Consider the following 26,940-nt stretch of genomic DNA (forward strand, 5'->3'; position numbering starts at 1 on the left):
CGCATCAGGTTTCAGTATTCTGTCAGGGTCAGCGTGCCGGTTTCGCGGGTCTGGTTCATGTCGATGACCCGCTGGTTGGTGCTTCCGCGGTACCGGAGGGTCAGGTCGCGCTGCGCCTCTATGTATTTTCCGTCAACCAGAACGTCGATGGTGTTCAGCAGCTTTCGCAGCGCTTTCCGGTCCTCTGCCAGCCGGCAGGGGCTTTCCGGCCCGGAGCGGGCCAGGCGGGACAGCTCCTCCAGCGTGTACCCGGTATACATCCAGACATTCAGACCGCGGCGTTTGATCTCCTTTGCCAGCGCATAGAAAGGAGCCGGCTGACACGCCGGCTCTCCGCCGCTGAAGGTGATCCCCTGAAGAAGGGGGTTAGCGTCCACAGCGGCGAGGATTTTGTCGATATCACAGTCATAGCCGCCGGAGAAATCGTGAGTTTCGGCGTTATGACAGCCGGGGCACCGGTGAGGGCAGCCCTGACAGAAGATGACGAACCGTATTCCGGGACCGTCTACGATGGATTCGCGGATAACGCCGGCGAGCCGAAGAGCCGCGCCCACGGCTACAGCCTCTCAAAGCCGGAGTTCAGGCCGTGCTTGACCCGGTCCCGCTCCTCCGCGGTCTTGGCGTCGTTCCAGTTATCCATGGTCCCTACCAGATAGCCGGTGATGCGGCGGATCCGTTCAAAGTCCGGGTTGCCGTCGCCCTCGCGGCGGCCGCAGCTGGGGCATTCGTTATCGATGATGCCGGTATAGCCGCAGACCGGATCGCGGTCCACAGGATGATTGATAGAACCGTAGCCGATGCCGCTCTCCTTCATGCACCGGACGACGCTTTCGTAGGCCTCCAGATTTTTCAGCGGGTCACCGTCCAGTTCAATATAGGAGATGTGACCGCCGTTGGTCAGCTCGTGGAACGGAGCCTCCTTGCGGATTTTGTCGAAAGCGCTGATCTCATAGTAGACCGGGATATGGAAGCTGTTGGTGTAGTATTCGCGGTCTGTGACGCCCGGAATCACGCCGAAGCGTTCGCGGTCGATGCGGACGAACCGTCCGGAGAGTCCCTCCGCCGGCGTGGCGATCAGGGACCAGTTCAGCCCTGTCTTGCGCGCCTCCTCGTCCATCCGTTTCCGCATGTAGGCGACGATTTCGATGCCCAGCTGTTCTGCCTCCGGCGATTCTCCGTGATGCTGCCCGATTAAGGCCTTCAGGCATTCCGCCAGACCGATGAAGCCGATGGTCAGAGTGCCGTGTTTAATGACCTCCTCCACCGTGTCCTCCGGTCCCAGCTTGTCGGAATCGATCCAGACGCCCTGTCCCATCAGGAACGGGAAATTCTTGACCTTTTTCTGACCCTGAATCCGGAAACGCTCCATCAGCTGGCCGATGCAGAGGTCGATCATGTGATCTAGATTCTCGAAAAAGATTTCCTGATCTCCCTTCGCCTTGATGGCAAGGCGGGGCAGGTTGATGGAGGTGAAGGACAGGTTCCCCCGTCCGTAGACGATCTCCCGGCTCGGGTCGTAGACGTTGCCGATGACCCGGGTGCGGCAGCCCATGTAAGCGCACTCTGTTTCAGGATGGCCCTCCTTGTAGAACTGTTTGTTGAAGGGCGCGTCCAGGAACGAGAAATTCGGGAAGAGTCTCCGCGCGCTGGTGCGGCATGCGAGCTTGAACAAATCATAATTCGGATCCTCCGGATTGTAGCTGACGCCCTCCTTGACCTTGAAGATCTGGATGGGGAAAATCGGCGTTTCACCGTTCCCCAGTCCAGCCTCCGTGGCCTCCATCACAGATTTCATGACCAGACGCCCCTCGGGGGAGGTGTCGGTGCCGTAGTTGATGGAACTGAACGGAACCTGCGCTCCAGCCCGGGAATGCATGGTGTTCAGATTGTGAATCAGCGCTTCCATCGCCTGATAGGTTTTCCGGACGATTTCCCGGTCCGCGAACATGGCGGCCTTCTCCTGCAGCTGGCGGACGGTGGGCTCATCGGCGTACTGCAGCAGCTGTTGAAGCTCCACCTCCCGGTAATCGTTGTCCCAGGCCATACAGGGGAAGACGCCGAGCTTCTCCTCAGCCTCCCGGCCGAAGGCTCTCATTCTGGCCGTGCCGTTCTCCAGACCGAACAGGAGCTCCAGCATCTTTCCCATGTTGTCAAAATAAAGACGCTTGTATGACTTGCGGACGCCGGGCGCCATGCTGTAATCAAAGTTCGGGATGGACTGGCCGCCGTGCTGGTCGTTCTGATCCGACTGGATGGCGATGCAGGCCAGGGCCGCATAGCTTTCAATGTCGTTGGGTTCTCTGAGGTGACCGTGCCCGGTGGAAAACCCGCCCTTCAGCAGGCTCAGAAGATCGATCTGGCAGCAGGTCATGGTCAGCGTGTAGAAGTCCATGTCGTGGATATGGATGTCGCCGTTTTCGTGGGCTCTGGCGTACTTGGGGTCGATCACGTACATCTTGTAGAACTCTTTCGCACCCTCGGAGCCGTATTTCAGCATGGTTCCCATGGCGGTGTTTCCGTCGATGTTGGCGTTTTCACGCTTGACGTCGTTATCCCTGGCCTCCTTGAAGGTCAGATCCTCGTAGATGTGCATCAGCCGGGTGTCCATGTCCCGGATGCGGGTGCGCTCCGCACGATAGAGGATGTATTCCTTGGCGGTTCTGGCGTGACCGTTCTCGATGAGAATCTTCTCCACCGCATCCTGAATCTGCTCCACCGTCGGGACGCTGTTGTGGCAGACCTCCAGCAGATAGAGCTCCACCTGCTTCGCCAGATAAGAGGACATTTCCCTGTCCTTTCCGCCCAGGACCTGAGCGGCGTTGAAAATCGCGTCGGTGATTTTGTCGATATCAAAGGGGACGACCCTGCCGTCACGCTTTATGATACGTTCGATAGTCTCCATTTGTTCAAACTCCTTCTCTTTTGTTAACTTTGTCACGCGCTCCGTAACACTATATGTTGTAGAATTCTGTTTTGCTGCTCCACAAATTATACTACGCACCAGAGTCCCGGTCAACAAGGAATCGCCGGAAAACTCCTTTTCTCCGCATTGCACAAAACAGAAGGAAAGAGTATAATTGTAAATCCAGACGGTATGATATCCGGCAGGAAAGGAGACGAACGGAGATGAAGGGCACAGAACGCAGAACGGAAATTATCCGCAGAATCAGCAGCAGTGAGAAGCCGGTTTCCGGGACGGATCTGGCGGCGGAATACGGCGTCAGCCGGCAGGTGATTGTACAGGATATCGCACTGCTCCGGGCCACAGGCTGCCAGATTATTTCCACCAACCGCGGGTATCTGCTGGTGGAAACCGACCGGCCGCGGAGGGTGTTCAAGGTGAGCCATACGGCGGAGCAGATGGAGGACGAGCTGAACGCCGTGGTGGATCTGGGCGGAACGGTGGTGAACGTTTTCGTATGGCACAGAGTTTACGGCAAGGTCACGGGGGATCTGGACATCAGCTCCCGGCGCAAGGTCAGGGAGTTCCTGGAGGGAATCCGGGAGAGCCGGTCCGCTCCACTGATGAACATCACCTCGGGGTATCATTATCATACGGTGGAGGCTCCCGACGAGGAGACGCTGGAGCTTATCGGGCAGGAGCTGAGCGCCAGAGGATATCTTCTGCCGGAGGACTGACGTGCGGCGGCAGAGTCCCGCGGGAGGCGTGATCCGCGGCAGCAGAGTCCTGCGGGAGGCGTGATCCGCGGCGGGGACATTTCCCGGGAGGGGCTGCGGATTTTCCGTCAGACAGTATTGCAGTATCAGGGAGACTTGAGATGATTCCACAGAAAACAGAAAACTATGAAATGCATCGGCGGGGTGACGCCTGTTATCTGACCTTTCCGCGTCTGGACCGGTATCCGGAGCTGCGTCATCTCTTCACCACACGGCGCGGCGGATTCAGCGAGGGGCCCTGCGCCACCTGGAATCTGGGCTTCGGACTGGGGAACGATCCGGACACTCCGGAGAACCGGGCCCGCAACATCGGCGTGCTGGCGGAATGTATGGGCGTCTGTCCGGAGGATCTGGTGTTCACGTGGCAGACTCATACCACGAACATACGGAATGTGACGGAGGCGGACCGGGGCTGCGGCGCGACCCGGGAGCGCACCTATCAGGATGTGGACGGGCTGGTGACGGACCGGCGCGGCGTCGCGCTGGTCACGCTGCATGCGGACTGCAATCCGATCTACTTTTATGATCCGCGGCGCCGGGTGATCGGTCTGGCGCACAGCGGCTGGCGCGGGACGCTGGACGGAATCGGGTCCCGTATGGCGGACAGAATGCGGTCCGACTACGGCTGTGACCCCGGCGATCTCGTCTGCGGAATCGGACCGTCGCTGTGCCGGGACTGCTTCGAGGTGGACGCGGACGTGGCGGAGCTGTTCGCGGAGCGGTACGGTGATTTTCCGGAATTTTCCCGGCATGACGTGAGACGGGACAAATATTACATCGATCTCTGGGAGCTGATCCGCAGGCAGCTGACGTCGGCGGGAATCCGGCGTGAGAACGTCGCCTGTATGGGCCTTTGTACAAAGGAGAATACGGACGTGTTCTTCTCTCACCGCGGGCAGGGCGGTAGGAGAGGACTGATGGCGGCCTGCATGATGATGACGCCGCCGGAACAGGAGGAGGTATGAGTCTGAGCTATGTGGTTGTCGGCGCGGGAGGCGTCGGCGGAAGTGTCGCGGCGTTTCTCGGAATGGCGGGCCGGGATGTTACGCTGATTGCGAGGGGAAGTCATCTGGACGCCATGAAGAAAAACGGACTGATTTTTGTCCGGGACGGCGGAGAGCAGGCGATCCCCGCGGTGAAGGCTTTGTCGGCGGAGGAATATCTGGATCGGAGGGAATCTCCGGACGTGATATTCCTTTGTACCAAAAGCTACTCGGTGAGGGAGGTCGCTCCGTTCATCCGGCAGGCGGCGGGGAGCGGCACGCTCGTCATCTCGCTGCTGAACGGCATCGCGGCGGCAGAGGGGATTCGCGAGCTGCTGCCCGGCGTGAAGGTCGCAGACGGGCTGATTTATATTTTCGCGCGGAAGGACGGAGACGGTAGGATTTACCTCAGCGGAGACCGTATGCACATCTATTTCGGGACGGGGGATCCGGAGGTCAGCCGCGAGAAGCTGGAGACGATTCAGAAGGAATGCGCGGTGCCGGGGATGAAGGCGACTCTTTCCGAAGATATACAGAAGGAGGTTCTGCGGAAATTCTCGCTGGTGGGGGCGATGGCCGTCACCGCCCTCGTGTATCACTGCCCCATGGGCCCGTTGATGAAGCCCGGAGAGGAACGGGACTTTTACTGTGAGGCGATCGGGGAGGTCGTCGCCCTTGGGGAGAAGATGGGGATTCATTATGAAGAGGATCTGACAGAACGCAATCTTACGATTCTGGACCGTTCCCGGCCGGAGGATACTACTTCGCTGCAGCGGGATGTGGCAGCCGGCGGTCCGTGCGAGACGGATGCGTTTATCCTGCGGCCCATTCGGATGGGAGAGCGCTATGGCGTGGACATGAAATGCTGGAAGCGTGCGGCGGAGGCGCTGGGGCTGTAGTGTAAGAGGCGGGCGCGCCGGCCTGTGCCCGCCGTATTCCGCACAGCGCATCGCATAGAAATTCTATAACAGGAGTTTTCTGGATTTCTGAAAGAAAGCTTCTGTATTTCATTGTATTCAGAGGACAAAAATGATAAAATATTGACCAAATATGTACCGTAGCATATGCTGTACAGAACAGCCGATACAGAAAGGCAGAAAGTCAGAAGGAACCCATATGAATAATAAAAAATACAAGGGCGTTTACTATCCGGTCAGGGATGTGACCGATCTGAAGGACATCATCGTACAGAGCACCCGTATGTTTCCGGAGCACCCGGCGTATCTGGTGAAGGACCGGAAGCTCGGCAAGTTCGTTCCCATCACCTACGGCAAGGTGAAGGAGGATCTGGACGGCTTCGGGACCAGACTGATCGACATGGGACTGAAGGGTCGGAAGATCGCGGTCATCGGTGAGACCAGCTATTACTGGATCCTCACCTACTTCACCGTGGTTGCGGGCGTCGGCGCCATCGTGCCGCTGGACAAGAATCTTCCTCAGGATGAGCTGCTGGGACTGGTGGAGCGGTCCGGCGCCAGTGCGATCGTCTATTCCGACAAATCCGAGAAGAGCATCCGGCCGCTTTTTGACAATCCCTTTGATATTGAATTCTTCATTTCTATCGACGGAAACGAAGACACGGACAGGACTTTGTCCATGAATAAGCTCATCCGGCAGGGGCGGGAGCTCCTTGAGGCAGGGGACCGCCGTTATGTCAGCGCGGACATCGATCCCGACCAGATGGCGACACTGATGTTCACCTCCGGGACCACCGGTCTGGCCAAGGGCGTCATGCTGTCTCAGCGGAACATCGCGGCCAACGTGCAGAACATGTCCATGATGTTTGAGATTCCGGAGCCGGGCATCGTGCTGTCCATCCTGCCTGTGCACCATGCCTACGAGATGACCTGCGACATCTGGACCACCTTCTATCAGGGCAAGACCATCGCAATCTGCGAGGGACTGCGCTATATACAGAAGAACATGGCGGAGGTCCACGCCAACGTCATGCTGGGCGTGCCCCTCGTCTTTGAGAAGATGTACAAAGGCATGTTCAAGCAGGCGGAGGCCCGGGGCGAGGGCGACAAGCTCAGAAACGCCATCGCGCTGTCGAAGCGCCTGAAGCTGTATAACAACAGACCCGTCGTCAAGCGGATGTTCAAGGCGATTCATCAGTCCTTCGGCGGCGATATGCAGAAGTTTGTCGCGGGCGGCGCGGCCATCGATCCGAGGGTCATCGAGGATTTCGAGGCGATGGGCTTCACGATGATTCAGGGATACGGCATGAGTGAGAACGCACCGATTATCGCGGTGAATCAGGACCGGTACAGCAAGGCGGAATCCGTCGGCCTGCCCATGCCGCACACCGAGGTCCGCATCATCAATTCCGATGAGGACGGAGTAGGCGAGATCATCTGCAAGGGACCTTCCGTGATGCTGGGCTACTATGAGAATCCGGAGGCGACGGAGGAGGTCCTGCACAACGGGTGGCTTCACACCGGCGACCTCGGCTACATCGACAAGGACGGGTTCGTTTATGTGACCGGACGGAAAAAGACCGTCATCGTCACCAAGGGAGGCAAGAACATCTTCCCCGAGGAGGTGGAGACGGTTCTGCTGGAGAACGAGCTGATCCAGGAGGTGCTGGTGCACGGCGTGACGGACGAGCGGGTCGGAAACGTCATGATTACAGCGGATATCTACCCGAACTACAAGCTCCTGAAGGAACAGAAGGGAGAGATGAATTCCTCGGAAATCTACCACTTCTATAAGGACCTTGTGGACGAGATTAACAAAAAAATGCCGGCGTACAAGCAGGTGAAGCGCATCAACATCCGGACAGAGGAGTTCGCCAAGACCACCACCGGAAAGATCAAGCGCTTCGGCAACGCGCTGATTACCAGCGCTGCGGACAGCCGGGGCAGAGCCTCCTTCAGCGAGATACGGCGCGCCCAGATGAAACGTGCCAAGAAGAAGGCGCAGGCTCTGGCGGACAGCACGGATCCCTATGTTGTATATAAAACCAGCCGCCCCATCACGGACATCAAGCAGATGATCGAGACGAGCACCGATATCTACGGCGACAGAGTGGCGTTTTATCAGAAATACCAGAAGGACATGCCCTACACGGTCATCACCTACCGTCAGATGCTGGCGGACGTGAACGGCCTGGGAACGGCGTTGATGAACCGCGGGCTGGGCGGCGCCCGGATTGCGGTGATGGGCAAGAACTGCTATCAGTGGGGAAGCAGCTACCTGGCGGTCATCTGCGGTACCGGCGTGGCTGTGCCGCTGGACAAGGAGCTCAGCGAGAAGGAGATCGCCCAGCTTATTGAAGCTGCGGAGGTTTCCTGCGTGATCTTTGAGGACGGGTACAAAGACATGTTCACCCGGATCCGCCGGAATTCTGAGAACCGTCTGCAGACCCTGATTTCATTCGGCGACGCGGATCCGGATCGGGAGGTGCTCTCCTGGAAAGAACTGATCCGGGAAGGGCAGAAGGAGGTCAGTCAGGGCGACCGGCAGTTCCTGGATGCGGAGATTACAGCCGACGACATGGCGGTCATCCTCTACACCTCCGGAACCACCGGCGTCGCCAAGGGCGTCATGCTGTCCCACGCAAATATTTGTGACAACCTGATGAGCGCGCCGACGCTCCTGAACGTGGAGCCGACCGACATCTTCTTCTCGGTCCTGCCGATTCATCATACCTATGAGTGCACCTGCGGCTTCCTGATGCCCCTCTACAAAGGAGCGTCCGTCGCTTACTGTCAGGGTCTGCGGTATATCGAGAAGAACCTGAAGGAGGTGCGGCCCACGATGTTCCTGGGCGTTCCGGTGCTGATCGAGGGGCTGTACAAAAAAATCTGGAAGGAGATCCGCAGGCAGGGCAAGGATAAAATGTTCAGCAATCTGCTGGCGGTGAACCGGCTGACGTCCAAAGCCCGGCTCAATCTGGTGAAGCCCTTCGCGGGAGATATCCTGAAGGTCTTCGGAGGCAATCTGCGGATGATTATCTCCGGAGGCGCGGCTATCGACCCGGCGGTGCTGGAATTTTTCAACACTATCGGAATTCAGGCGGTGCAGGGCTACGGACTGACGGAATGCTCGCCGATGGCGGCGCTGAATCCGGACGACCCCGCCAGAATGAAAAACGAGTCTGTCGGCCACTTGCTGCCGGGAATGGACGTGAAGGTCATCGGACGGGACGAGGACGGAATCGGCGAAATCGTGCTGAAGGGCGCGAACGTCATGCTGGGGTATTACAACGATCCGGAAGCGACGGCTGAGGTTCTGAAGGACGGCTGGTTCAGCACCGGCGATCTCGGTTATGTGGACAAAGACCGGTTCCTCTATCTGACGGGACGGAAGAAGAACGTGATTATCACCAAGAACGGCAAGAATGTCTATCCGGAGGAACTGGAGAATTATCTGAACCACAGTCCTTACATTGCGGAAACCATGGTCTGGGGCTGTGAAAGCGAGATCGATCCCGATGAAACGACTATCGCGGCGACAGTGACGCTGGAGAAGGACGAGGTGGAGGCCGCGCTGGGGGCGGATTATACACCGCAGCAGGCGCAGGATCTGATCTGGGAAGAAGTGGACCGCATCAACGGGGATCTGCCTTTGTTCAAGAAGATTAAAAAGGTGGTCGTGCGGGAGGACGATTTCCAGAAGAACACGGCGCAGAAAATCAAACGCTTCGTGGACGAGAACAAGGAAGGCTGACGGGCCGCGTGTGCAGAGAGGCGGATGAGCTGCCGGCGTCTGCACGCAGGCCGTGCATAGAGAGCTGACAGGCCGCATTCATTGACAATAAGCGGCTTGTAGGGTATAATTTGGCGCAAGCGGATAGCGCAAAGGAGGAAATATTAATGTCAGATGAAGTACTGTTGACCCAGGAGGGTTATGACAAGCTGGAGGCTGAGCGGGACGAACTTGTGTCGGTAAAGCGCAAGGAAGTTTCGGAAAGGCTGAAAGAAGCCATTTCTTATGGAGACCTGTCGGAGAACGCCGAGTACGATGCGGCGAAGAACGAGCAGGCCGAGCTTGAGGAGCGAATCCATAAGCTGGAGACGATGATGCGGAACGCCAAGATCATCAATGAGAATGATGTGAAGGGCGATAAGGTCAACGTCGGCCTGAAGGTCAGCGTGAAGGATGAGGATACCGGAGAAACGATGGAATTCGTGATCGTCGGTTCAACGGAGGCTGATCCGTTCGCAGAGCCGGCGAAAATCTCCAACGACTCCGCGGTGGGAGCCGGACTTCTGGGCAAGAAGAAGGGCGAAACTGCAGAGATTCCGGTTCCGGACGGCATTCTTCATTATACAGTAGAGGAAATTTCAAAGCTGTAAGAGTGAAGTGAGGCTGCGGCCGGGTTTACAGACATCGTCCTTCATAATACAGCGGGAGGGCTCTTCAGGGCTGTAACGGCGAGGCTGCGGCCGGGGCTGATTCTACAGATGGCATATTGATATAACGGGATTGATATAACGGGAGAAGAAAATGAGCGATACAAAGAACAATAATGCGGATCCGGTGCAGGAAATGTGCGCCGAGGGAACCGCGGAGCAGGAAATGTATGCGGAGGACCTTACAGAGCAGCGCCGGATACGCCGGCAGAAGCTGAAGGAGCTGCAGGAGGCGGGGCGTAATCCCTTCCTGCATGAGACCTGGAATGTCACCGCGCACAGCATGGATATCAAGGACAACTTCGACGCCATGGAGGACGAGGAGGTGTCCGTCGCAGGCCGCATTATGAGCAAGCGTGTGATGGGCAAGGCCGCGTTCTTTGACATGCAGGACAAGCAGGGAAGGATTCAGTGCTATGTTAAGCGAGACGACATCGGCGCTGAGGAATACAAATGGTTCAAGACCTATGACATCGGCGACATCGTGGGCATCGAGGGCCGGGTGTTCAAGACGAAGACGGATGAGATCTCCGTTCACGTGACCCGCCTGGTTCTGCTGAGCAAATCCCTGCAGGTGCTGCCGGACAAGTGGAACGGGCTGAAGGACACAGATCTTCGTTATCGTCAGAGATATGTGGATCTGATCATGAATCCGGATGTCCGCGACACCTTTATTAAGAGAACGAAAATCGTACATGAGATCAAGCGTGTGCTGGAGGAGGACTACGGCTACATGGAGGTGGACACGCCGATCCTGTCGCCGATCGCCGGCGGAGCCAACGCACGGCCCTTTGTCACTCACCACAACACCCTTGACATCGATCTGTATATGCGCATCGCCAACGAGCTTTATCTGAAGAGGCTGATCGTCGGCGGCCTGGACCGGGTTTACGAGATGGGACACATGTTCCGCAACGAGGGCATGGATCGGAACCACAATCCGGAGTTCACGTCCATGGAGTGTTATATGGCCTACGGGAACATGGAAACCACGATGGATGTGACGGAGCAGATCGTGTACAAAGCCCAGATGGCGGTGAACGGCACTCCGATTCTGACGTATCAGGGCAAGGAATTCGATGTGACGCCGCCCTGGAAGCGCCTGAACATGACGGACGCTGTGAAGGAAATCACGGGCGTTGACTTCAACAAAATCGAGTCCGACGAGGATGCGGTCCAGGCAGCTATTGACTACGGCATGGATGAAGAGGAAGCCAGAGCGCTGGGGAGCCGCGGAAAGATTATCGCGGAGATGTTCGAGAACTACTGTGAGGACGTGCCGGGATATCTGGACGGCCCTGTATTCGTGGTCGGTCATCCGGTGGAAATCTCGCCGCTGGCCAAGAGAGATCCTGAGGATCCCCGCATCACCCGCCGTTTTGAGGCGTATATCAACGGCTGGGAGGTCGCAAACGCTTTCTCCGAGCTGAATGATCCTATCGACCAGTACGAGCGCTTTGCAGAACAGCAGAGAGAACGGGATGCGGGCGTAGACGACGAGGCGCACCCGATGGATATGGATTTCGTCAACGCTCTGGAGGTCGGACTTCCGCCGACCGGCGGCCTGGGGGTCGGCATCGACCGTGTAATCATGCTGATTACCGACAGCCCCAGCATCAGAGATGTGATTTTGTTCCCGACAATGAAGACCAAAGACGAAAAAAACGCTTAAAACAAAGGGTTTCTGATGTGCAAACGCACCAATTTACCAACGATTTACCAACAGTTTGACAGAAGCACGTACCAGTAAAGCAGGATATTGACCTGTGATGAAGGCGCTCCGTTCGGGGCGTCTTTTTTTGTTGGCAAAATCTGACTTGGAATCGTTTAGAGCTTTGGAAGCGGCAAAAGAGGTTATGCGCGGTTCTGGTTTTTGACAATCGCACATTCAACGACGGGATGGAGCCGTTTGGCAAAATCCTTTCTGATGACGTGTAAGGTACTGCGGGAGGAATCGTGCTGCGGCTGATATACTTCCATGTCAAGAATACCCGGACGGGATTCGCGCATTCTCCAAACTACAGGGAAAGGAAACGGCATGGCTCAGGATTACGGGGAAGACGTTGGCGAGATGCTGATGCAGGCAATCGGGAACCAGACCGGCAGGGCGCTGGAAAGGTTCATCGACAACAAGGCAAGGGACTGGCACAAGGAACGGCTGATGGAAAGCGGGAAGTCCGAGGAAGAAGCCGAGATTGAAGCGGAAGCCCTCGCGTCGCGCGAACAAGTCTGCCTTCCGTTCGGAACCTCCAACGATGCTGCCTATTTCGCGCAGGTCTGCCGCGAGAACGGAACGTTTGCGTCCGCGCTGGCCGACAGGGAGGGAAACGGATTCATTCAGTTCGCCGAGGACGATATCAAAGCGATTAAAGACTGCGCGCCGCAGTTCGCCGAAGTGATGAGCTTGCGGCAGGAGCAGTCCATCGTGGAACGTCTCGAAAACAGCCGTCCCGTTACGGCGGAGCAGCTGGCGGGATTAACCGAAATCACCAGACTGCCTAACCTTCCCTTCCGTCATCCGGAAGAGACAAAGAGCAGGGAAGCGTTTCGCTCGGACCACTCCGACGGAAACCTCAACCACACGGAAAGCATCCGGGACAAGGTTCTTGACGCGAGGGACCGCAGCAGAGACTTTAACGACTTTGAGCAGATTCTTGCACGTCAAGGAATCGGCATCACCACAACCCGAAAGGGCGAGGTCATGTTTTATGAAGCCCGCCGGGGCGAGGACGGGAGCCTTCTCCCGTTCGGAAAGGACGCGCAGGGAAGGACGGACTGGGCGGTTGGGGCGGACACGCTGAGCCGGAAATGGGGCGTGGATGCCACGCATGACTGGTTTGAGAAGAACCGTCCCGCGCCCGGGAAGGAAGCGGGGGACAGAAGCCGGCGTCAGGAGCACGAGGGACAACGGCCCGTCGATGGTGCCCTGGACAACGACGGGGCAACGCCGGACCTTGACCAAGGCGTGAAGTCCCATGACAGCATTGACACGGATGACCATACGGCCCGGATTGAGCATGAGGGCGTCGGTACGGACGTTTCCCCCTCCATGGCGCGCGAAGCAGAGGACCGTGCTGCCAGAAGCTCTGACAGCGGTTATTCCCTGAGCAGCGTAGCTCGGGAGATGCGCGAAGCGAAGACCGAACTCGAAGCCGAGAGCGGCACACCTTCCCATGAGCTGGACATTTCCAATCGGATGAAGCCGGTGCGCTGAAAGGAAGAAGGACGGAAAGATGGCAGACAGAAAGGGAAACCCGGAAGTAAATAGGCGCATCGCCACGTCGGCTCTTGTCACGCTGGCTTTTTCGGTGACAGGCTTCTATCTCGGGAACCGGTACTTTGAAGCGCTGGCGTCCTACCCGGGACAGTTTCTTGACCACTGCGGGGACGCACTCCTGACCATGTGGGCGCGAATCCGCGAAAATCCTCTCTTACTCGCCATGGACACAAAGGCGCTCCTCGCCGGTTTCTGCATGGCACTGGTCGTGTGGATGGTCTGGCTCAGGCACGTGGTTTACATCGGGAATTACCGCTCCGGCGAAGAAAGCGGCTCCGCCCGCTGGGGGACGGTGAAGGAGGGAAGGAGGTTCCGGGACCTCAGTCACCCGGACAACAACCTCATTTTCACAGACAAGTACGGGCTGGCGCTGCACCGGCCTAAGTATGACCCGGAGCTGGACCGTAACCTCAACGTGCTTGTAGTCGGCGGCTCCGGCTCGGGCAAGACGTTCAACTACGTGACGCCGAACATCTGTCAGCTCAATACGAACTATTTCATCACCGACCCGAAGGGAACCCTGCTGAAAGATGCGGGCTACCTGTTCACCGACAACGGTTATCAGGTGAAGAGCTTCAACACCATCAATCTTGACGAAAGCATGCACTACAACCCGCTCAGGTACGTGAAGACCGACACGGATATTCTCTCGTTCGTCAACTGCTTCATCATGAACACGAACGGCGAGGGCAAGACCAGCGACCCGTTCTGGGAGAACGCAGAAAAGATGCTCTATACGGCGCTCATCGCGCTTTTGCGCGACTGGTTTCCGGAGGAGGATTACACGCTCTCCGGTCTCCTGACGCTCCTCTCACTGGCAGAAGCAAGGGAGGAGGAGGAGAACTTCATGTCGGCGCTGGACCTTATCTTTTACCAGATTGAAACCGGTAAGCGCTTTGCCAGAACTGTTGGGGCTGCGGGTGCGCCCCGCAGGAAGGGCGGGCTGTCCCGCGACTTCACTGCGGACACCGGCTGGTCTTGGCAGTCCTCGCGGTTCCGCCGAAACTATGATGGCGTCCGCCCGGCTGAGCGCGGCGGGCTGTCCCCGGATGAGGACTTTGCCCTGATGAACTACAAGAACTTCAAGGTGGCCGCCGGGCGCACCCTGAAATCCATCATCATCTCCTGCAACGTCCGCCTTGCGCCAATCGCAACGTCCGGGGTCCGCCAGCTTCTTGAGTATGACGAAATGGGACTGGACACGCTGGGAGACCCTGACACGAGAATCGCCGTGTTCGGCATTTTGTCCGACACGGACAAGACGCTCTCGTTCCTCTTTGCCATCATGATGTGGCAGTGCATCGACCAGCTCTGCCGGAAGGCGCTCACGGACTATGGGGGAAAGCTGCCAAGGCCGGTTCACTTTATCTTTGACGAGTTTGCGAACATCGGCACCATCCCGCAGATTGAGGAGACCATCGCAGTCACACGCTCCCGGAACATCGGCATCACGATTATCCTTCAATCCATGAGCCAGCTGGAATCGAAGTACGAAAAGAAGGCCCAGACCATTGTGGACTGCTGCGACTCGACCCTTTTCCTCGGTGGCAAATCCAATTCCACGAACAAGGAAATTGCTGAGATGATTGGCAAGCAGACTATCCATCAGATGACCTACAACGAGTCTTCCGGGCAATCGTCCAGCGCGAGCAAGAACCTGCAAATTCAGGGAAGAGACCTCATTGATGCCGCCGAAATCGGAAAGATGAGCCGCAGAAAAGCCATCCTCCTGATTGCCGGAACCAACCCTCTCATGGATGACAAATTCGACCCACGTCGGCACAAGAGATACTGCTACATCGTGGACAAGAAGAATCCAAAACGGCTGCATGAGGATTCCTTCGACTTCAAGCGTTATATGAACGGTACGGATTTTTCGGGCAGCGCAAGGAAGCCCGCCCAGTAGGCCGTTATAATAATTTATTAACGTTGCACGGGCAGAAAGGAGAGGAAGGTGAACGAAAGGTGGACGCCCTTGTCAGGCTCGCCGTGAAGCCGCTCGCCTATGCCGGGACAGCCGTCCTGTTTGTCGGACTGGTGTACCTCGGGATAGTGCTTCGTGAGGGGTCGCGCGGCGGCGAAATTCGGAAAGCCATCGCCATGATTGCCGCCGGTGCAGTTGTGCTCGGATTCGCATCGACGTACGGCTTTACGGGATTCTGATTGCCAGTAACACAGCAGGCAGGAAAGGAAGATTTTATGCTACAGAACGCAGTATCCATGCTCACGCAGGGAATTACATTCCTCGGCGGAGTGCTCGTCGTTTTTGGTCTGGTTAATCTCGGAATGACCATCAAGGACGGAATGCAGGGCGGCGGTGGTCAGCTCTCCGGTGCCATCGCCATGATTGTCGGCGGCGCGATTGTCATCGCGGCAGCCGTCTACTTCGGCTCCCTGAACACCGGGTGGGCCGGTTAAAGGAGGGGAGTCTGCACCATGTTGTCTGTCGCAGTTCACAAGGACATTGCTGAGTACCAGCCGAAGGTGGTTGGAAAGCTCACAACACGCACGCTGGTCTCCGTTGTGGGTGCTCTCGGCTGCTCGGTTCTTTCCGCCCTCTACATGTACTTCGTCCTCGGGATAAACCCCGGGGACAACATGATTCTCATTTATGCCGTCTCGCTCCCGTTCTGGTGCTGCGGCTTTGTGAGACCAAAGGGGATGCCCTTTGAGAAGTTCGTTCCACTTTGGCTGAGGGCGCAGTTCGAGAACGACCGGATTTTCTACGTGCCCTCCATGGAACTGGCAGGGCTTGTAGGAACCCCGGGCGGAACCTCCAAGAAGAAAGGCAAGGTTTATGGAAGATTTTATCGAAAGCAGCAAAGTCTCAGAGGAATCGAGTCCTACTCCCCAAGGGCAGGACGCGTCATCACCTAGCGGCGGGGAAAGCCCCGGCTTTGACGTAGAAGCCTTTGTGCACGCTTCCGGCGAGGACTTCGGGACGGGACGCGCCGGCACCGATTTTGACAAGGACAGCGGCCCGGTTGACGTTGGCGCGCTCAAGCAGATGTTCCCCTCGTTCACCACTGGAAGGAAGCTGTCGCGCAAGGAAAAGAAGGCGGCGCTGCGAAAAATCCGGGAGGAGCGCCGTGCGGCGAAGGAAGCCGAAAAAGAAGCAAAGAAGAGCTACACGTCAGTGAAGTCCCAACTCAGGGACAGGGACCACGAGCTGAGCGAGAAGACGGCGGACGCGAGGAGAAGGAGGGAAGCCGCGAAGGACGTTGTCCGCTACATCGGCTACAACCGCATGTATCAGGATGGCATCTGCGAGGTGGAGGAGGGGCTTTTCTCGTCCACCATCGCCTTTGATGACACGAGCTATCATTCCGTCCGTGACGAGCAGCAGAAGGCCATGTTTTCGGCCCTCACGCGGCTCTATGACCAGTTCGGTGCGGACACGCTGGTTCAGATGAGCGTCATCAACACGCCGCTCCTCAAGGAGGACGTTGGCCACCGCCAGTTCTTCGACCCGTCAAGGCAGAGCTGCGAAGCCGCGATGCATGACGCGCAGGTGTTCAATGACATACTCAATGACAAGGTGCGGGAAGGCGTCAGCAACATCCGGCGAAACCGCTACCTGACCTATTCCGTCAGTGCGGACACGGCGGAGGAAGCGGCAAGGCAGCTCGCCCGCATCGAGACGGAATCCAGCCGCATCCTCAACTCCATCGGCTCGAAGCCGCATCTTATGAACGGCACCCAGCGCCTTTCCGTCCTCCACTCGCTGCTCAATCCCTACCGGCCCTTCATCTTCGACTATCAGAGGGATATTTCCAGCGTGCGGATGCAGACCACAAAGGACTGCATCGCGCCGGGGCAGATTGACTTCAAGCCGGATGGCGTGTACAACGACTGCTTCAAGCTGGACAACGGGATTTACGGACAGGTCCTCGTCATGAAGAAGTTCGGCTCGGAGCTTTCCGACCGCGCGCTGGCGGATATCGTGGACCTGCCCATCCCCATGGAGGTCACGTGGTTCGTCCAGCCCATGGACAAGTCCAAGGCCATCAACTACGTTCGCACGCGTAGCGCGTGGATTGACAAGGAAATCATTGAGGAGCAGCGCAGCGCCGTCAACAAGGGGTACGACTTCTCCATTCTTCCGCAGGAGCTGAAATACTCAAAGGAAGAAACGGAAGACGTTCTCGACAACCTACAGAACAAGAATCAGCGCCTTTACGTCTTCACGGGTCTTATTTACACCTATGCGGAGAGCAAGGAGCAGCTGGACACGCAGGCCATGCGCATCATCTCCATGGCGCGGCAGAACTCCATCGAGGTGGACACCTACGAGTACCGGCAGCGCAGGGGGCTGAACTCGATTCTCCCGCTCGGGCACAACCACGTGGAAATCAGCCGCATGTTCACCACGGCGCAGGTGGCCATCCTCGTGCCCTTCGCGACGCAGGAGCTGGACGATGCCGGCGGGAACTATTACGGCCAGAACAAGCATTCCAGAAATCTCGTTCTCTGCAACCGCAAGAAGCTGACTTCTCCGATGGGCTTTGTCTGTGGCAAGACGGGCGCGGGCAAGGGAATGTTCGTCAAGACCGAGATGACCGCGACCATCTTCTCAAACCCGACGGACGAGATTTATGTTATCGACCGCGCCGGCGAGTACACCGGAATTGCCGAGCGCTATGGCGGCTCCGTCTTCCACTTCGGCGTCGGAACCGGCACGTACCTGAACCCGTTTGATACCGTCTCTGTCGAGCACATGTCCCGCAACGAGCAGATTGCCTTCAAAATCGACGCGATGCTTGCGCAGGCGGCTGCCAGCGCCGCAGAGTCCGACGAGCCGTTCACGCAGATTGACCAGTCCATCATCACGAGATGCGTCAACATCGCATTCCAGAGCGCGGCGGAGCGGGGAGACGGCAAGCCGCCCCTGCTACAGGACTTCTACGACACACTCCGGAAACAGCCGGAAAAGCAGGCCCGCGAGGACATTGCGCTCCGCTACGAGCGGTTTATCCAGCCGCCGATGGACTTCTTCAATCACCAGTCCAACGTGGACTTCAAGAGCCGCATTGTGGACTTCAATCTGAAGGACCTGCCGGACTCGATGCTGGTCTTCGCACTCATCAACATCTGCGAAGCCGTTCGCAACCGCATGTACTTCAACGCAAAGCGAAACGTGCGGACGTGGCTCTACGTGGAGGAGATGCAGTCCATGTTCGCCTACCCGACGGTTCTGAACTACTTCTCGCGGTTCTCGAACGAGGGCCGCAAGTTCGGGCTTCTGCTTACGGGCATCACGCAGAACGCAACGGCGATGCTCAACAACGAAGCGGCGCAGAACATCGTTCTCAACGCGGACTTCCTGATGCTGCTCAAGCAGTCCCCGCTCGACCGCATGAGGTGGGTGGAGCTGCTGAATCTCTCCGAACAGGAGGAAGAGTGCATTGATGAGTCCGTCGAACCCGGAGACGGTCTTCTGATTGCCGGGAATGCCCGTGTCCCGATTCGCGGAAAGTTCCCGAAGGGCAACGTCCTCTACGAGCTGTTCAGCACGAATCCCAATGACAGGAAGAAGGACAGGTAGCTGTTCTGACACGAACCGGAAGGACGGTGAACGTCAATGAAAGCGTCAGACTACGCGCGCACGGCAAGCGAGCGCGAGGATGCAGGAGCGCAGCTCATCCGGACCGAACAGACGAACGCCGTCAACACCGGCATTGTGGGAAGCGCCGACAAGAGCGCGATGGCGCTCAAGCGCGCCGCATACGAGAAGGGAAGGAGGAGCAGCGCCGGCGGCGCGGCGGCTGCTGCGGCAGGAAAAAGGGCGAAGGCGGGGAAGGAAGCCGACGGCTCCGGCGGGGAATCCGGGAGCACGTTCGGTAAAGAGCAGGCGGCTTCACAAAAGACGCGCGCACAGGCGGACCTCCATCTCCGGGAATCTCTCAAGAAGGCTGCGAAACCGGCGGCAAGGGATGCGGTTATCGGCGGCGTGGTGTCGAAGACGCTTGAGGACTCAGAGCTTGAGGGCATGGATGACGCGGCCTACCGGGGCCAGCGCGCCGTCCGGATTGCCAGAAGGCTCCGTCGGCACTTCTCCGGCAGGGACGCGCTTGAGAAGGAAGCAACGCTTGGTTCCCTTTCCGAGAAGAAGTACCGCAAAAAGGCAGCAGATGCCGCCGAGGTCCAGAGGAAAGCGCAGGCAGCCGGGTATCTCCGGCGTGACATGTACGCCGCGACGGACGCCACGCAAAAGGCGGCGGCTTCCGCTGGCGGAAGCGCGATAAAGCGCGCCCTTCCTGCCGCAGCCGGGACGCAGGGAAAGGGGCTTGTCGCGCTGCTGGGCGGCGCGGCAGTTCCCGCAATCTTCGGTCTCCTTCTGGCGGTCGTGCTGGTGGCGGTGCTCGCCGGCAGCGACAACCCATCCAGTCAGGTGGATTCGTTCGGTGACCTCAGCGGAACCCAACTGGAGGTCGCACAGGCGCTCGCTGCGGAGGGGCTTGGGAAACCGCAGATTGCCGCCATCATGGGCAACATCTCCGGAGAGTCCGGCTGGGACCCCACGAACGAGTACCATGGGGAGGGAAACAGCTACGCCTACGAGTATGGGTTCGGCCTATACCAGTTCACAGACACGACGCCGGGACACGGCGAATATACGAGCTTTGTCAACTGGTGCAGCGCAAATGGACTCGACAAGAACAGCGCCAGCGCCCAGACGAAATACTTCATCGAAAACCTCCGCGCATCTTGGGGAACCGCGCTGCACCGCAGCGGCTACTACACCAAGTACATCACCGAGTATGCCGGGCGCGATGCCAGCTATGATGCCTGGCTGAAAACAGACGATGTAGGGTTCGCGACGTACTGCGTGATGGCCTGCTGGCTTCGCCCTGCGGACTGGGCGGCGCGGCAGTCATTCTACCGGGACCGTCTGCCTGCGGCGCAGGCCTTCTATGAAAAGCTCTCTTCGGGTGGCGGAAGCGGCGAGGAGTATGCCGCATCCGACGCGACGCAACGCTCCATCGTGGATGCTGCGTATCGTACTCCATCCACTGGTGCGGGATGGTGCGCTGCATGGGTTTCCAACGTCTATGCGAATGCTGGGCTTGGCGGAATCAGCGGAAACGCCTGCGACATGTATGCGGCTTACTGCCACTCGACCGACCGCTCCCAGCTCAAGGTCGGCATGCTGGTAGCCGTCCGCAGTTCCAGCTCCGGGACGTCAGCTGGCGCACTCTACGGGCACGTCGGCATCTATATCGGCGATAACAAAATCATCCACAACACAGGCACGGTGGAGGTCTGGGATTTGGACCGGTGGATAAGCACGTACTGCAAGGTGAGTCCTGCCGGCTGGGGCTTCCCTCCGAACGTGGGATAAGCAGAAAGGATAGGGAATGAAAGATTGGAAGGGGTTTCTGAAAAAGCACAGGAAGGCGGCTCTGCTCATCCTCTTTGCCCTCATCGTGTTTGCCGGGTTCTCGGTAACGAGCGCCCTGCACGTGGCAGAGCGGCGTGCGGCACAGCAGAGCCAGACGGCGGCGGATGCCGGCAGCGACAGCGGGCAGGCGGCGGACGGTTCGGACGCGGAGGAGACTTCGCTTACGGATTCGCAGAAGAAGCTGATAGAATCCTACGACTCGAAGACGCGGAAGCTGATTGAGACGCTGCGCGCCGGTGTCTGGTCCGCAAGCGACGGGAAATATACGGTCCGCTTTTACGATGACCATTACGTGGAGACGGCGAACGGGGAGGAAACCTCCCATCCCTTCGCCATCTCCGCGTGCGAGTACGGCAACAACGGCTCCGATACTGAGGTGGACACCATCGCCTTTGAGACGAACGCCGGGACGTACATTGCCACCTATACGCTGGTCAAGAGCGCCGACAGTGAGTCTGCCGGGCAGGCCAGTCTCTCGTGCAGCGCGTTCGCGCTCTCCGGCACAGCCTACCAGCGCTCAGATGCGACAGAAAAGATTGCGGTTGAGGGGCTGGATGGGGAAGCGGAAAGTCTGCTCGGGGACAAGGATGCGTTCACGGACGCGCTCAGCCGTTGGTGCTCGGCCCATTACCCGGCGGCGGTAAAGGCCACGTGGAACAAGAACGTCACCATCGACTACGAAAAGGGGCTGGTTGTAACTGCCTTCACCCTGAGCAGCGACGATTCGGGCAGTTCGGCATCGGTGACGGGCTCGGCAACGCCGGTCATCTCCGTGACCTATGACCGGAACGCCGGCACCTACGAGTTCAGCGTATAGCCCGCGCCGCGCAAGCAGAAAGGATATGTTTTGAGCACTCACACGGATAAGACCAAGAGCAGGCGGAAGCGCCGTGGGCCGGGCTTTCGCGCTGCTGTGATTACAAGCGTTCTCGCTGCCGCCGCCCTTGTGCTGCTCCTGCCGCAGCCCGCCTATGCGGCTGCCCCATGGGACCTCAAGGGAGCCGTGGAGGAAGCTATCAAGGGATGGCTGCTGGATGGCGCTTGCGGTTTCTTCAACATGTACAACGGCCTTGTTTCCGCCATCGGGGACAACGGGATTCTGACGGCCCCGTTCACGAGCCTTCTGGGGGAGTCCGTCTATTCGATTACGGTCACGGTCCACCAGACCGCCGTGGTCCCGATTGCGGAATCCATCCTCGCCCTGTTTATGCTGGTGCAGCTCATCAAAATCAGCCAGCGGATGGATGCGACAGCCACGCTGCCGGCTATCAAGGATATTGTCTTCCTCGCGGTGACGTATGTCCTGCTGCACTGGTTCATCATTCACTCCCTCGATATCGTGCAGGCCATCTATCAGATGGTCGTGGACAATATCATGCCGGTGGTCGGCTCGGTGGGGAAGGAGGGGTCCTTCCTCGGCGAGGGCATCAGCACGGAGAACTTTGACCTTAGCAAGGTCACGTTCGGCGGATGCTTCACGACGCTTATCGTGGCCATCCTGTGCGCCCTCACGGGCATCGTGGCCTATGTGGTCGCTTTCGTGGTCGCGTACGCCCGCGCGTGGCAGATTTACGTCATGGCCGCGTTCTCTTCCATCCCCATGGCTCTCCTTGGCTTTGACGAAACCCGGCAGATGGGGGTCGGCTTCCTGAAGAACTTCGCTGCCGCCGCGCTCGCGGGGGCCATCATGCTGTTCCTGCTGGTGGCGTTCCCGCACATTCTGGCGTCCCTCACCTCGCAGGTGGGCAGTGACAGCATCCTCGCGCTGGCAGCAGGCGAGGTGGCCATCGACGCCTTGCAGGGTGTCCTCATGTGGCTCGGGTGCTCGTTCCTCCTCGTGTTCGGGCTGATTAAGTCCGGCGCGTGGGCAAAGGAAATCCTCGGAAGCTAGCCGTTGGTCGAAGCGCTGGGGCGCTTTGCCGAACTCCCGCCCCCGTGCCGGGAGAGCGCGGCTTTAATAAGTTATTAAAGGTGAAGGCAGAGTTCCCGGTGAAGGCTTGCCTTTCACGGCAGGAATGTGCGGGCGGGGCGCAGCTGCTCCCCGCCCGTTTCCGAAATAAGGGAACGGCAGAAAGGACCGGAAAGATGGAAGCTTTACTCATTCCCGTGGACGGGACCCCCGTCACCATCGACCTGAAGGCGGACGAGAACGGCTCGACACTCAGAGAGTTGCAGCGCTTGGTGGGCGGCTCAATTGAACCGCTCAACGTGCTGTTCGGAGAAGAAGTTTCAATCTACGTGAACGAGGAGGGGCTGTACAGCTGCCCGCCGAACCGTGCACTCTACGCGACGAAGCGGATGGAGAACGCGGGCTATCTTTCGCAGATGGACTTCCACACGCCGGTGCACGAAGGGGACCTCTACACCGTCCTGTTTGGCAATCTCGTTGCCGTGGGGTTCGACCCAGAGACGGGCGAGGACCGACCGCTGACGGACGGCGAGTGCCAGACGGTCCGCGACTACTTCACCCGCGTCAGCGCGCCCGGAAGCGGCCTGTCGGAGGTGCTTGCCATCACCAAGGGGCCGAAGCTGCGGCAGGACCGGGCGGAGGGCAGGAACAGCCTGCGGGAGGAAGCATCCGAGATGCGCTCCTCCTCTTCCGCGCTCGCCGGCGGTCGCAAGGGGCAGAACCCCTTTGAGCAGGACCGGCAGGCATAGCCGGCAGAAAGGAGGTTCGCGATGCCATACAAAGGAGCCGTTCCGCTCCCCGTCCTCATGATGCGTCTGGAACAGGGGCTTGAGGAAACCGCCGTTGCGCAGTACACCATCAGCTCGTGGAACACGAATTACGCTCTGCCGTTCTACTGCGTCATACCCTCCGGCGGCGCATTCGGCGTTGACGTTGCAGGCATTCTGGAAGAGAACCTGCACGGCATCCTTGACCACGGAGGAACTGCCGATGATATCCGGCAGGTGCTCGGCCTTGTCCCGAGAGACGAGCTGGATGAAGACACCCTTGCGGAGGAGGATTACACCGAAATTGACCTCGGTTACTGCATCGAAGGCCAGCTCCTCACATTTGACGAGATGGACCCGGATGCCACCGACCCCGGCAGCTTCCTGTCGGAAAAGCAGGTCTCCCAGCTCAAGGGGATGCTGGAATCCGTCCCTGCGGGCAGCCAGATACGGGCGGCAGAGCTTCTTGTGGGAAGTGATTTTACGGACTGGCAGGCCTTCGCCATCTGCAAGGCTTTCCGCGAGGGGCTGGATGCCGGGACCGTCGGGAAAATCGCCGACACGCGTTTCAACCACTCGCAGATGCGGGAGCTGGCACGCATTGCGGAAGAGCTTCTTCCCTCCGTTCTGGATGCGTGCCTGAACCCGGAATTCTCGGCGGAAAAGCTGCACCTTATCCGGTGCATCGTGCAGAACGGCGGGCGTGACCTGCCGTGGCGTGAACTGTCGGAAGCGCAGCTGGATGTGGCCGCTGGCGCTCTTTCTCTCGGCCTTCCGGTCCCTCTGGTTGAGCTGTTTGCAAAACCGCAGATTCCTGCGGCAAACATGCGCTCCGTGTTCGCCGCGCTCTATGACGGCGTGGAGAGGGCAACGGTCCTGCGCATGCTGGACCCGGCCTATACCCCGGACCAGCTGGCCTGTGTCCGGCTCACAGGCGAATACAACCTCACTCCCGGTCAGTTCAAAGCCCTGTTCGGACCGGAGGTTCCCGCTCCGGCTATGAGGGCCATCGCCTATGCACTCGGCGACCTTTCTCTCCCGCCAGCAGGCGTTCTCCGGCTTGCGCAGGACCCCCTGCGGTTCTCCGGGGAGCAGCTGCGCGTCCTCTATGATTCCATGGCCAACCCGCAGCTGTCTCAGGAGGTCGTTGAAGTCATCGCCGACCCGGCGCTCACTCCGCAGCAGATGCAGCAGTTGTGCGTCCAGTGCGAAGGAGCAGGGGACGCACAGAGCGTACAGCATCTCAAAGACAGCTTCGGAGTCCGCTCCGGGACCCGGGAAGCGGAGAAGGGCAGCATGAGGGAGATAACGGGCGCGGCTCGGGAAGCTTCCTCGGAGATTGCAGGCGGGCGGAGCGTTGACACAGACGGGGAACGGAACCCGGAGAGGTAAGAAGGGAGGATTCCTTATGAAGCTTGTCATTGCAGAGAAGCCGATGCTTGCCCGTGACATTGCACGCGCCATCTGCGGGAGAAGCGTCGCAGAAAACGCGCCGCTCCCGGTTTCCGGGAACGGCTATACCGTCATTGCCTGCGCCGGGCATCTCTTGCAGCTCGTGGAGCCGGAGAAGGTCAACCCTGCGTGGGGAAAGCCGTGGTCTCTGGACGCGCTCCCGATTGAGGTTCCGGACTGGCCGAAGGAGCCTGCACCGGACAAGAGGGAGCTGGTGGACCGAATTGCCGGTCTTCTGGAAAAGGCGGACAGCGTTATTGCCGCCGGTGACCCGGACGATGAGGGACAGCTGATTGTCGATGAACTGCTGGACTATCTGGGCTACGCAGGCAGGGTCGAACGGGTCTATGTAAATGACAACATCGAGAAAAACATCGTCCGTGCGTTCGGCAGGCTTGTGCCGAACGACGGCTGCCGTGGCGTCGGAAGGGCTGCCTATGCCCGCCAGATGGCGGATATGTGCTTTGGCGTAAACGAGACCCGTCTTGCAACCCTCCGCCTGCACGCGCTCTGCACCGTGGGGCGCGTGCAGACCCCGACACTGGGGCTTGTTGTGGCCCGTGACGATGCCATCGAACACCATGCGAAGAGGAAGTATTTCGTCCTTTCCGCCAAGGGGGACTGCACGGACGCCGGGGGAGCCGTGACGTTCTGCTTCAAACCGGGCAGGGAACTTCTGGGGGACGAAAAGCATCTCTTTGCAAGGGAACCTCTGGACCGGTTGAAGGAAAGGCTGGATGGAAAGGACCTGCCCTTCGAGACCACGGTCACGCGGAAGCAGGCCTGCCCGCCGCTTCCCTACAACCTCACGGTCCTGCTCGCGGACATGTCCAAGCGCTATGGGTTTGCCGCTGCAAAGACCCAGCAGATTACGCAGGACCTTCGCGACAAGTACAAGGCCATCACCTATAACCGCTCGGATTCGCAATATCTGAAGGAAGAACACTATCAGGATGCGCCGGTTGTCCTTGCGCAGGCGATGCGGAATCTGGGGACGGACTGGGCGCTCGATTTTGGCATCCGCTCCAAAGCCTTTAATGACGCAAACGTGACGGCGCACCATGCCATCATCCCGCAGGAAGCGGATGCCCCTGTCAGTCGGATGACAGGGGACGAGTCCAAGGTCTACCGCGCGATTGTGGAGCGCTACGCGATGCAGTTCCTCCCGCCCATGGTGTACGACCTGAGCACGAGCACCTTCCCCGTGGAGGAAGGCGTTTTCTCCGCAACGGCGAGACGGGTTGTCTCTGCCGGTTTCCGGGAGACGTTCGGAGGGGAAGCGCAGGAGGAGGACGAGGATGCGGACCTGGCTGATTTGTGGGTGCCGGAAGGCAGCCATCACCTCTGCGGAGTCCGTTGCACGGTCGGAACAAAGGAAACCACCCCGCCGAAGCCCTACACCGAGGGCACGCTCATCACGGACATGGCCGCCATCTCCAAGTACGTCACGGACCCGGAGGTGAAAGCCATCCTCAAGAAGAAGGATGACGGCAAAAAGGGGGAGCACGGAGGAATCGGAACCACGGCAACGCGGGCATCTATCATCGAAAACCTCAAGAAGCGCGGGTATCTGGCAGAGCAGAAGGGAAAGGTCCACGCCACGGACAAGGCAAAGGCCTTCTACCGCCTGCTGCCGCCGGAAATCCGGGGAGCGGACGTGACGGCCCGGTGGTGGCTCATCCAGCAAAGCGTCGCGGAGGGGAGCGATGACGTGAACGCTGTGCAGCGCAGCGTCATTCAGGTCTTCCGCAGCCACATGGATTCCGCTTATGTGGGGGAGAGCATCGGCGGAAACCGGAACGCCGTGGGGCGCTGCCCTGTCTGCGGGAAAGAGGTCGTGCAGTGCGGCAGGGCATATTCCTGCTCATCCAACCGGAACGAGAAGCAGGAGGACGGGACTTGGAAGCGGGTTGCCGGATGCGGATTCAAGATACTGCCCTTCTGCGGCAAGCCGCTCACCCCGAAGCAGGCCGGAGGGCTGATGGCCGGCAAGTCGGTCTCCCTGAAAGGGTGCCGGTCCAAGACCGGGAAGACGTTCGATTGCAGGCTCCGCCTGAAGAAGGACGGCACGCTGGCGGTAACTTTTGATTGAGAAGCAGATGCCCAGATTTTCAT

The 26,940-nt window shown here is 58.9% G+C and carries 19 protein-coding genes and 2 pseudogenes; 19 read left to right on the forward strand and 2 right to left on the reverse strand.

The annotated features are described in order from the left end of the window. Positions 1 to 11: 11 nt before the first annotated feature. Both nrdG and BHK98_RS09125 read right to left on the reverse strand, forming a co-directional pair. A complete protein-coding gene (gene nrdG, locus BHK98_RS09120; protein WP_075713587.1) occupies positions 12 to 554 on the reverse strand; it encodes an anaerobic ribonucleoside-triphosphate reductase activating protein in 543 nt (180 codons plus the stop codon). A 2-nt stretch (positions 555 to 556) separates the two neighbouring features. Further along, entirely contained in the window at positions 557 to 2,902 is a 2,346-nt protein-coding gene (locus BHK98_RS09125; RefSeq protein ID WP_075713589.1) for an anaerobic ribonucleoside triphosphate reductase, read from the reverse strand. A 224-nt stretch (positions 2,903 to 3,126) separates the two neighbouring features. On the opposite strand from BHK98_RS09125, the gene BHK98_RS09130 reads away from it, so the two are divergent. The 19 genes and pseudogenes from BHK98_RS09130 to BHK98_RS09220 all read left to right on the forward strand — a co-directional run bounded on the left by BHK98_RS09130 (position 3,127) and on the right by BHK98_RS09220 (position 26,917). Continuing rightward, positions 3,127 to 3,639: a transcription repressor NadR gene (locus BHK98_RS09130; RefSeq protein ID WP_075713591.1), complete on the forward strand. Its 513-nt coding sequence runs from the start codon at positions 3,127 to 3,129 to the stop codon at positions 3,637 to 3,639. 140 nt (positions 3,640 to 3,779) lie between these two features. Continuing rightward, complete coding sequence (pgeF, locus tag BHK98_RS09135; RefSeq protein WP_075713593.1) at positions 3,780 to 4,643, forward strand: peptidoglycan editing factor PgeF; 864 nt, start codon at positions 3,780 to 3,782, stop codon at positions 4,641 to 4,643. Beyond that, positions 4,640 to 5,560: a ketopantoate reductase family protein gene (locus tag BHK98_RS09140; RefSeq protein ID WP_083628207.1), complete on the forward strand. Its 921-nt coding sequence runs from the start codon at positions 4,640 to 4,642 to the stop codon at positions 5,558 to 5,560. Before pgeF ends, BHK98_RS09140 begins: the two co-directional genes overlap by 4 nt. Positions 5,561 to 5,777: 217 nt before the next feature. Further along, entirely contained in the window at positions 5,778 to 9,332 is a 3,555-nt protein-coding gene (locus BHK98_RS13200; RefSeq protein WP_158024486.1) for an AMP-dependent synthetase/ligase, read from the forward strand. A gap of 146 nt (positions 9,333 to 9,478) precedes the next feature. Further along, entirely contained in the window at positions 9,479 to 9,961 is a 483-nt protein-coding gene (gene greA, locus BHK98_RS09155) for a transcription elongation factor GreA (protein WP_075713595.1), read from the forward strand. 193 nt (positions 9,962 to 10,154) lie between these two features. Further along, the gene (gene lysS, locus BHK98_RS09160; protein ID WP_417448552.1) at positions 10,155 to 11,690 is read left to right on the forward strand and encodes a lysine--tRNA ligase; all 1,536 of its coding nucleotides are present in this window, start codon (positions 10,155 to 10,157) and stop codon (positions 11,688 to 11,690) included. 366 nt (positions 11,691 to 12,056) lie between these two features. Then, positions 12,057 to 13,232 carry a hypothetical protein gene (locus BHK98_RS09165; RefSeq protein WP_075713597.1) on the forward strand — a complete coding sequence of 392 codons (1,176 nt, stop codon included), beginning with the start codon at positions 12,057 to 12,059 and terminating at the stop codon, positions 13,230 to 13,232. Between the two features lie 19 nt (positions 13,233 to 13,251). Continuing rightward, complete coding sequence (locus tag BHK98_RS09170) at positions 13,252 to 15,201, forward strand: VirD4-like conjugal transfer protein, CD1115 family (protein ID WP_075713599.1); 1,950 nt, start codon at positions 13,252 to 13,254, stop codon at positions 15,199 to 15,201. A gap of 59 nt (positions 15,202 to 15,260) precedes the next feature. Then, positions 15,261 to 15,458 (forward strand): hypothetical protein, encoded by a 198-nt coding sequence (locus BHK98_RS09175; RefSeq protein ID WP_075713601.1) that lies wholly within the window; start codon positions 15,261 to 15,263, stop codon positions 15,456 to 15,458. Between the two features lie 36 nt (positions 15,459 to 15,494). Then, positions 15,495 to 15,713 (forward strand): hypothetical protein, encoded by a 219-nt coding sequence (locus BHK98_RS09180; RefSeq protein ID WP_075713603.1) that lies wholly within the window; start codon positions 15,495 to 15,497, stop codon positions 15,711 to 15,713. Positions 15,714 to 15,731: 18 nt separating this feature from the next. Continuing rightward, positions 15,732 to 16,172 carry a PrgI family protein gene (locus tag BHK98_RS09185; RefSeq protein WP_075713605.1) on the forward strand — a complete coding sequence of 147 codons (441 nt, stop codon included), beginning with the start codon at positions 15,732 to 15,734 and terminating at the stop codon, positions 16,170 to 16,172. Further along, positions 16,093 to 18,840, forward strand: coding sequence for a VirB4-like conjugal transfer ATPase, CD1110 family (locus BHK98_RS09190; RefSeq protein WP_143404570.1), 2,748 nt, complete (start codon positions 16,093 to 16,095; stop codon positions 18,838 to 18,840). Before BHK98_RS09185 ends, BHK98_RS09190 begins: the two co-directional genes overlap by 80 nt. 639 nt (positions 18,841 to 19,479) lie before the next feature. Beyond that, positions 19,480 to 20,208: pseudogene (locus tag BHK98_RS14080) on the forward strand (phage tail tip lysozyme); the annotation flags it as partial. 12 nt (positions 20,209 to 20,220) lie between these two features. Next, positions 20,221 to 20,637 (forward strand): annotated as a pseudogene (locus tag BHK98_RS14085) (NlpC/P60 family protein); the annotation flags it as partial. Positions 20,638 to 20,653: 16 nt separating this feature from the next. Further along, complete coding sequence (locus BHK98_RS09200; protein WP_075713609.1) at positions 20,654 to 21,514, forward strand: hypothetical protein; 861 nt, start codon at positions 20,654 to 20,656, stop codon at positions 21,512 to 21,514. Between the two features lie 30 nt (positions 21,515 to 21,544). After that, positions 21,545 to 22,588, forward strand: coding sequence for a VirB6/TrbL-like conjugal transfer protein, CD1112 family (locus BHK98_RS09205; RefSeq protein WP_083628211.1), 1,044 nt, complete (start codon positions 21,545 to 21,547; stop codon positions 22,586 to 22,588). A gap of 194 nt (positions 22,589 to 22,782) precedes the next feature. Continuing rightward, a complete protein-coding gene (locus BHK98_RS09210) occupies positions 22,783 to 23,355 on the forward strand; it encodes a DUF3846 domain-containing protein (RefSeq protein ID WP_143404571.1) in 573 nt (190 codons plus the stop codon). A 21-nt stretch (positions 23,356 to 23,376) separates the two neighbouring features. Beyond that, positions 23,377 to 24,765 carry a hypothetical protein gene (locus BHK98_RS09215; RefSeq protein WP_075713612.1) on the forward strand — a complete coding sequence of 463 codons (1,389 nt, stop codon included), beginning with the start codon at positions 23,377 to 23,379 and terminating at the stop codon, positions 24,763 to 24,765. A 16-nt stretch (positions 24,766 to 24,781) separates the two neighbouring features. After that, positions 24,782 to 26,917 carry a type IA DNA topoisomerase gene (locus BHK98_RS09220; protein WP_075713614.1) on the forward strand — a complete coding sequence of 712 codons (2,136 nt, stop codon included), beginning with the start codon at positions 24,782 to 24,784 and terminating at the stop codon, positions 26,915 to 26,917. The last annotated feature ends 23 nt before the right edge of the window (positions 26,918 to 26,940 follow it).

Origin of the sequence: Hornefia porci (genome assembly GCF_001940235.1) — a bacterium.
GTDB classification, from domain to species: Bacteria; Bacillota; Clostridia; order Peptostreptococcales; family Anaerovoracaceae; genus Aminicella; species Aminicella porci.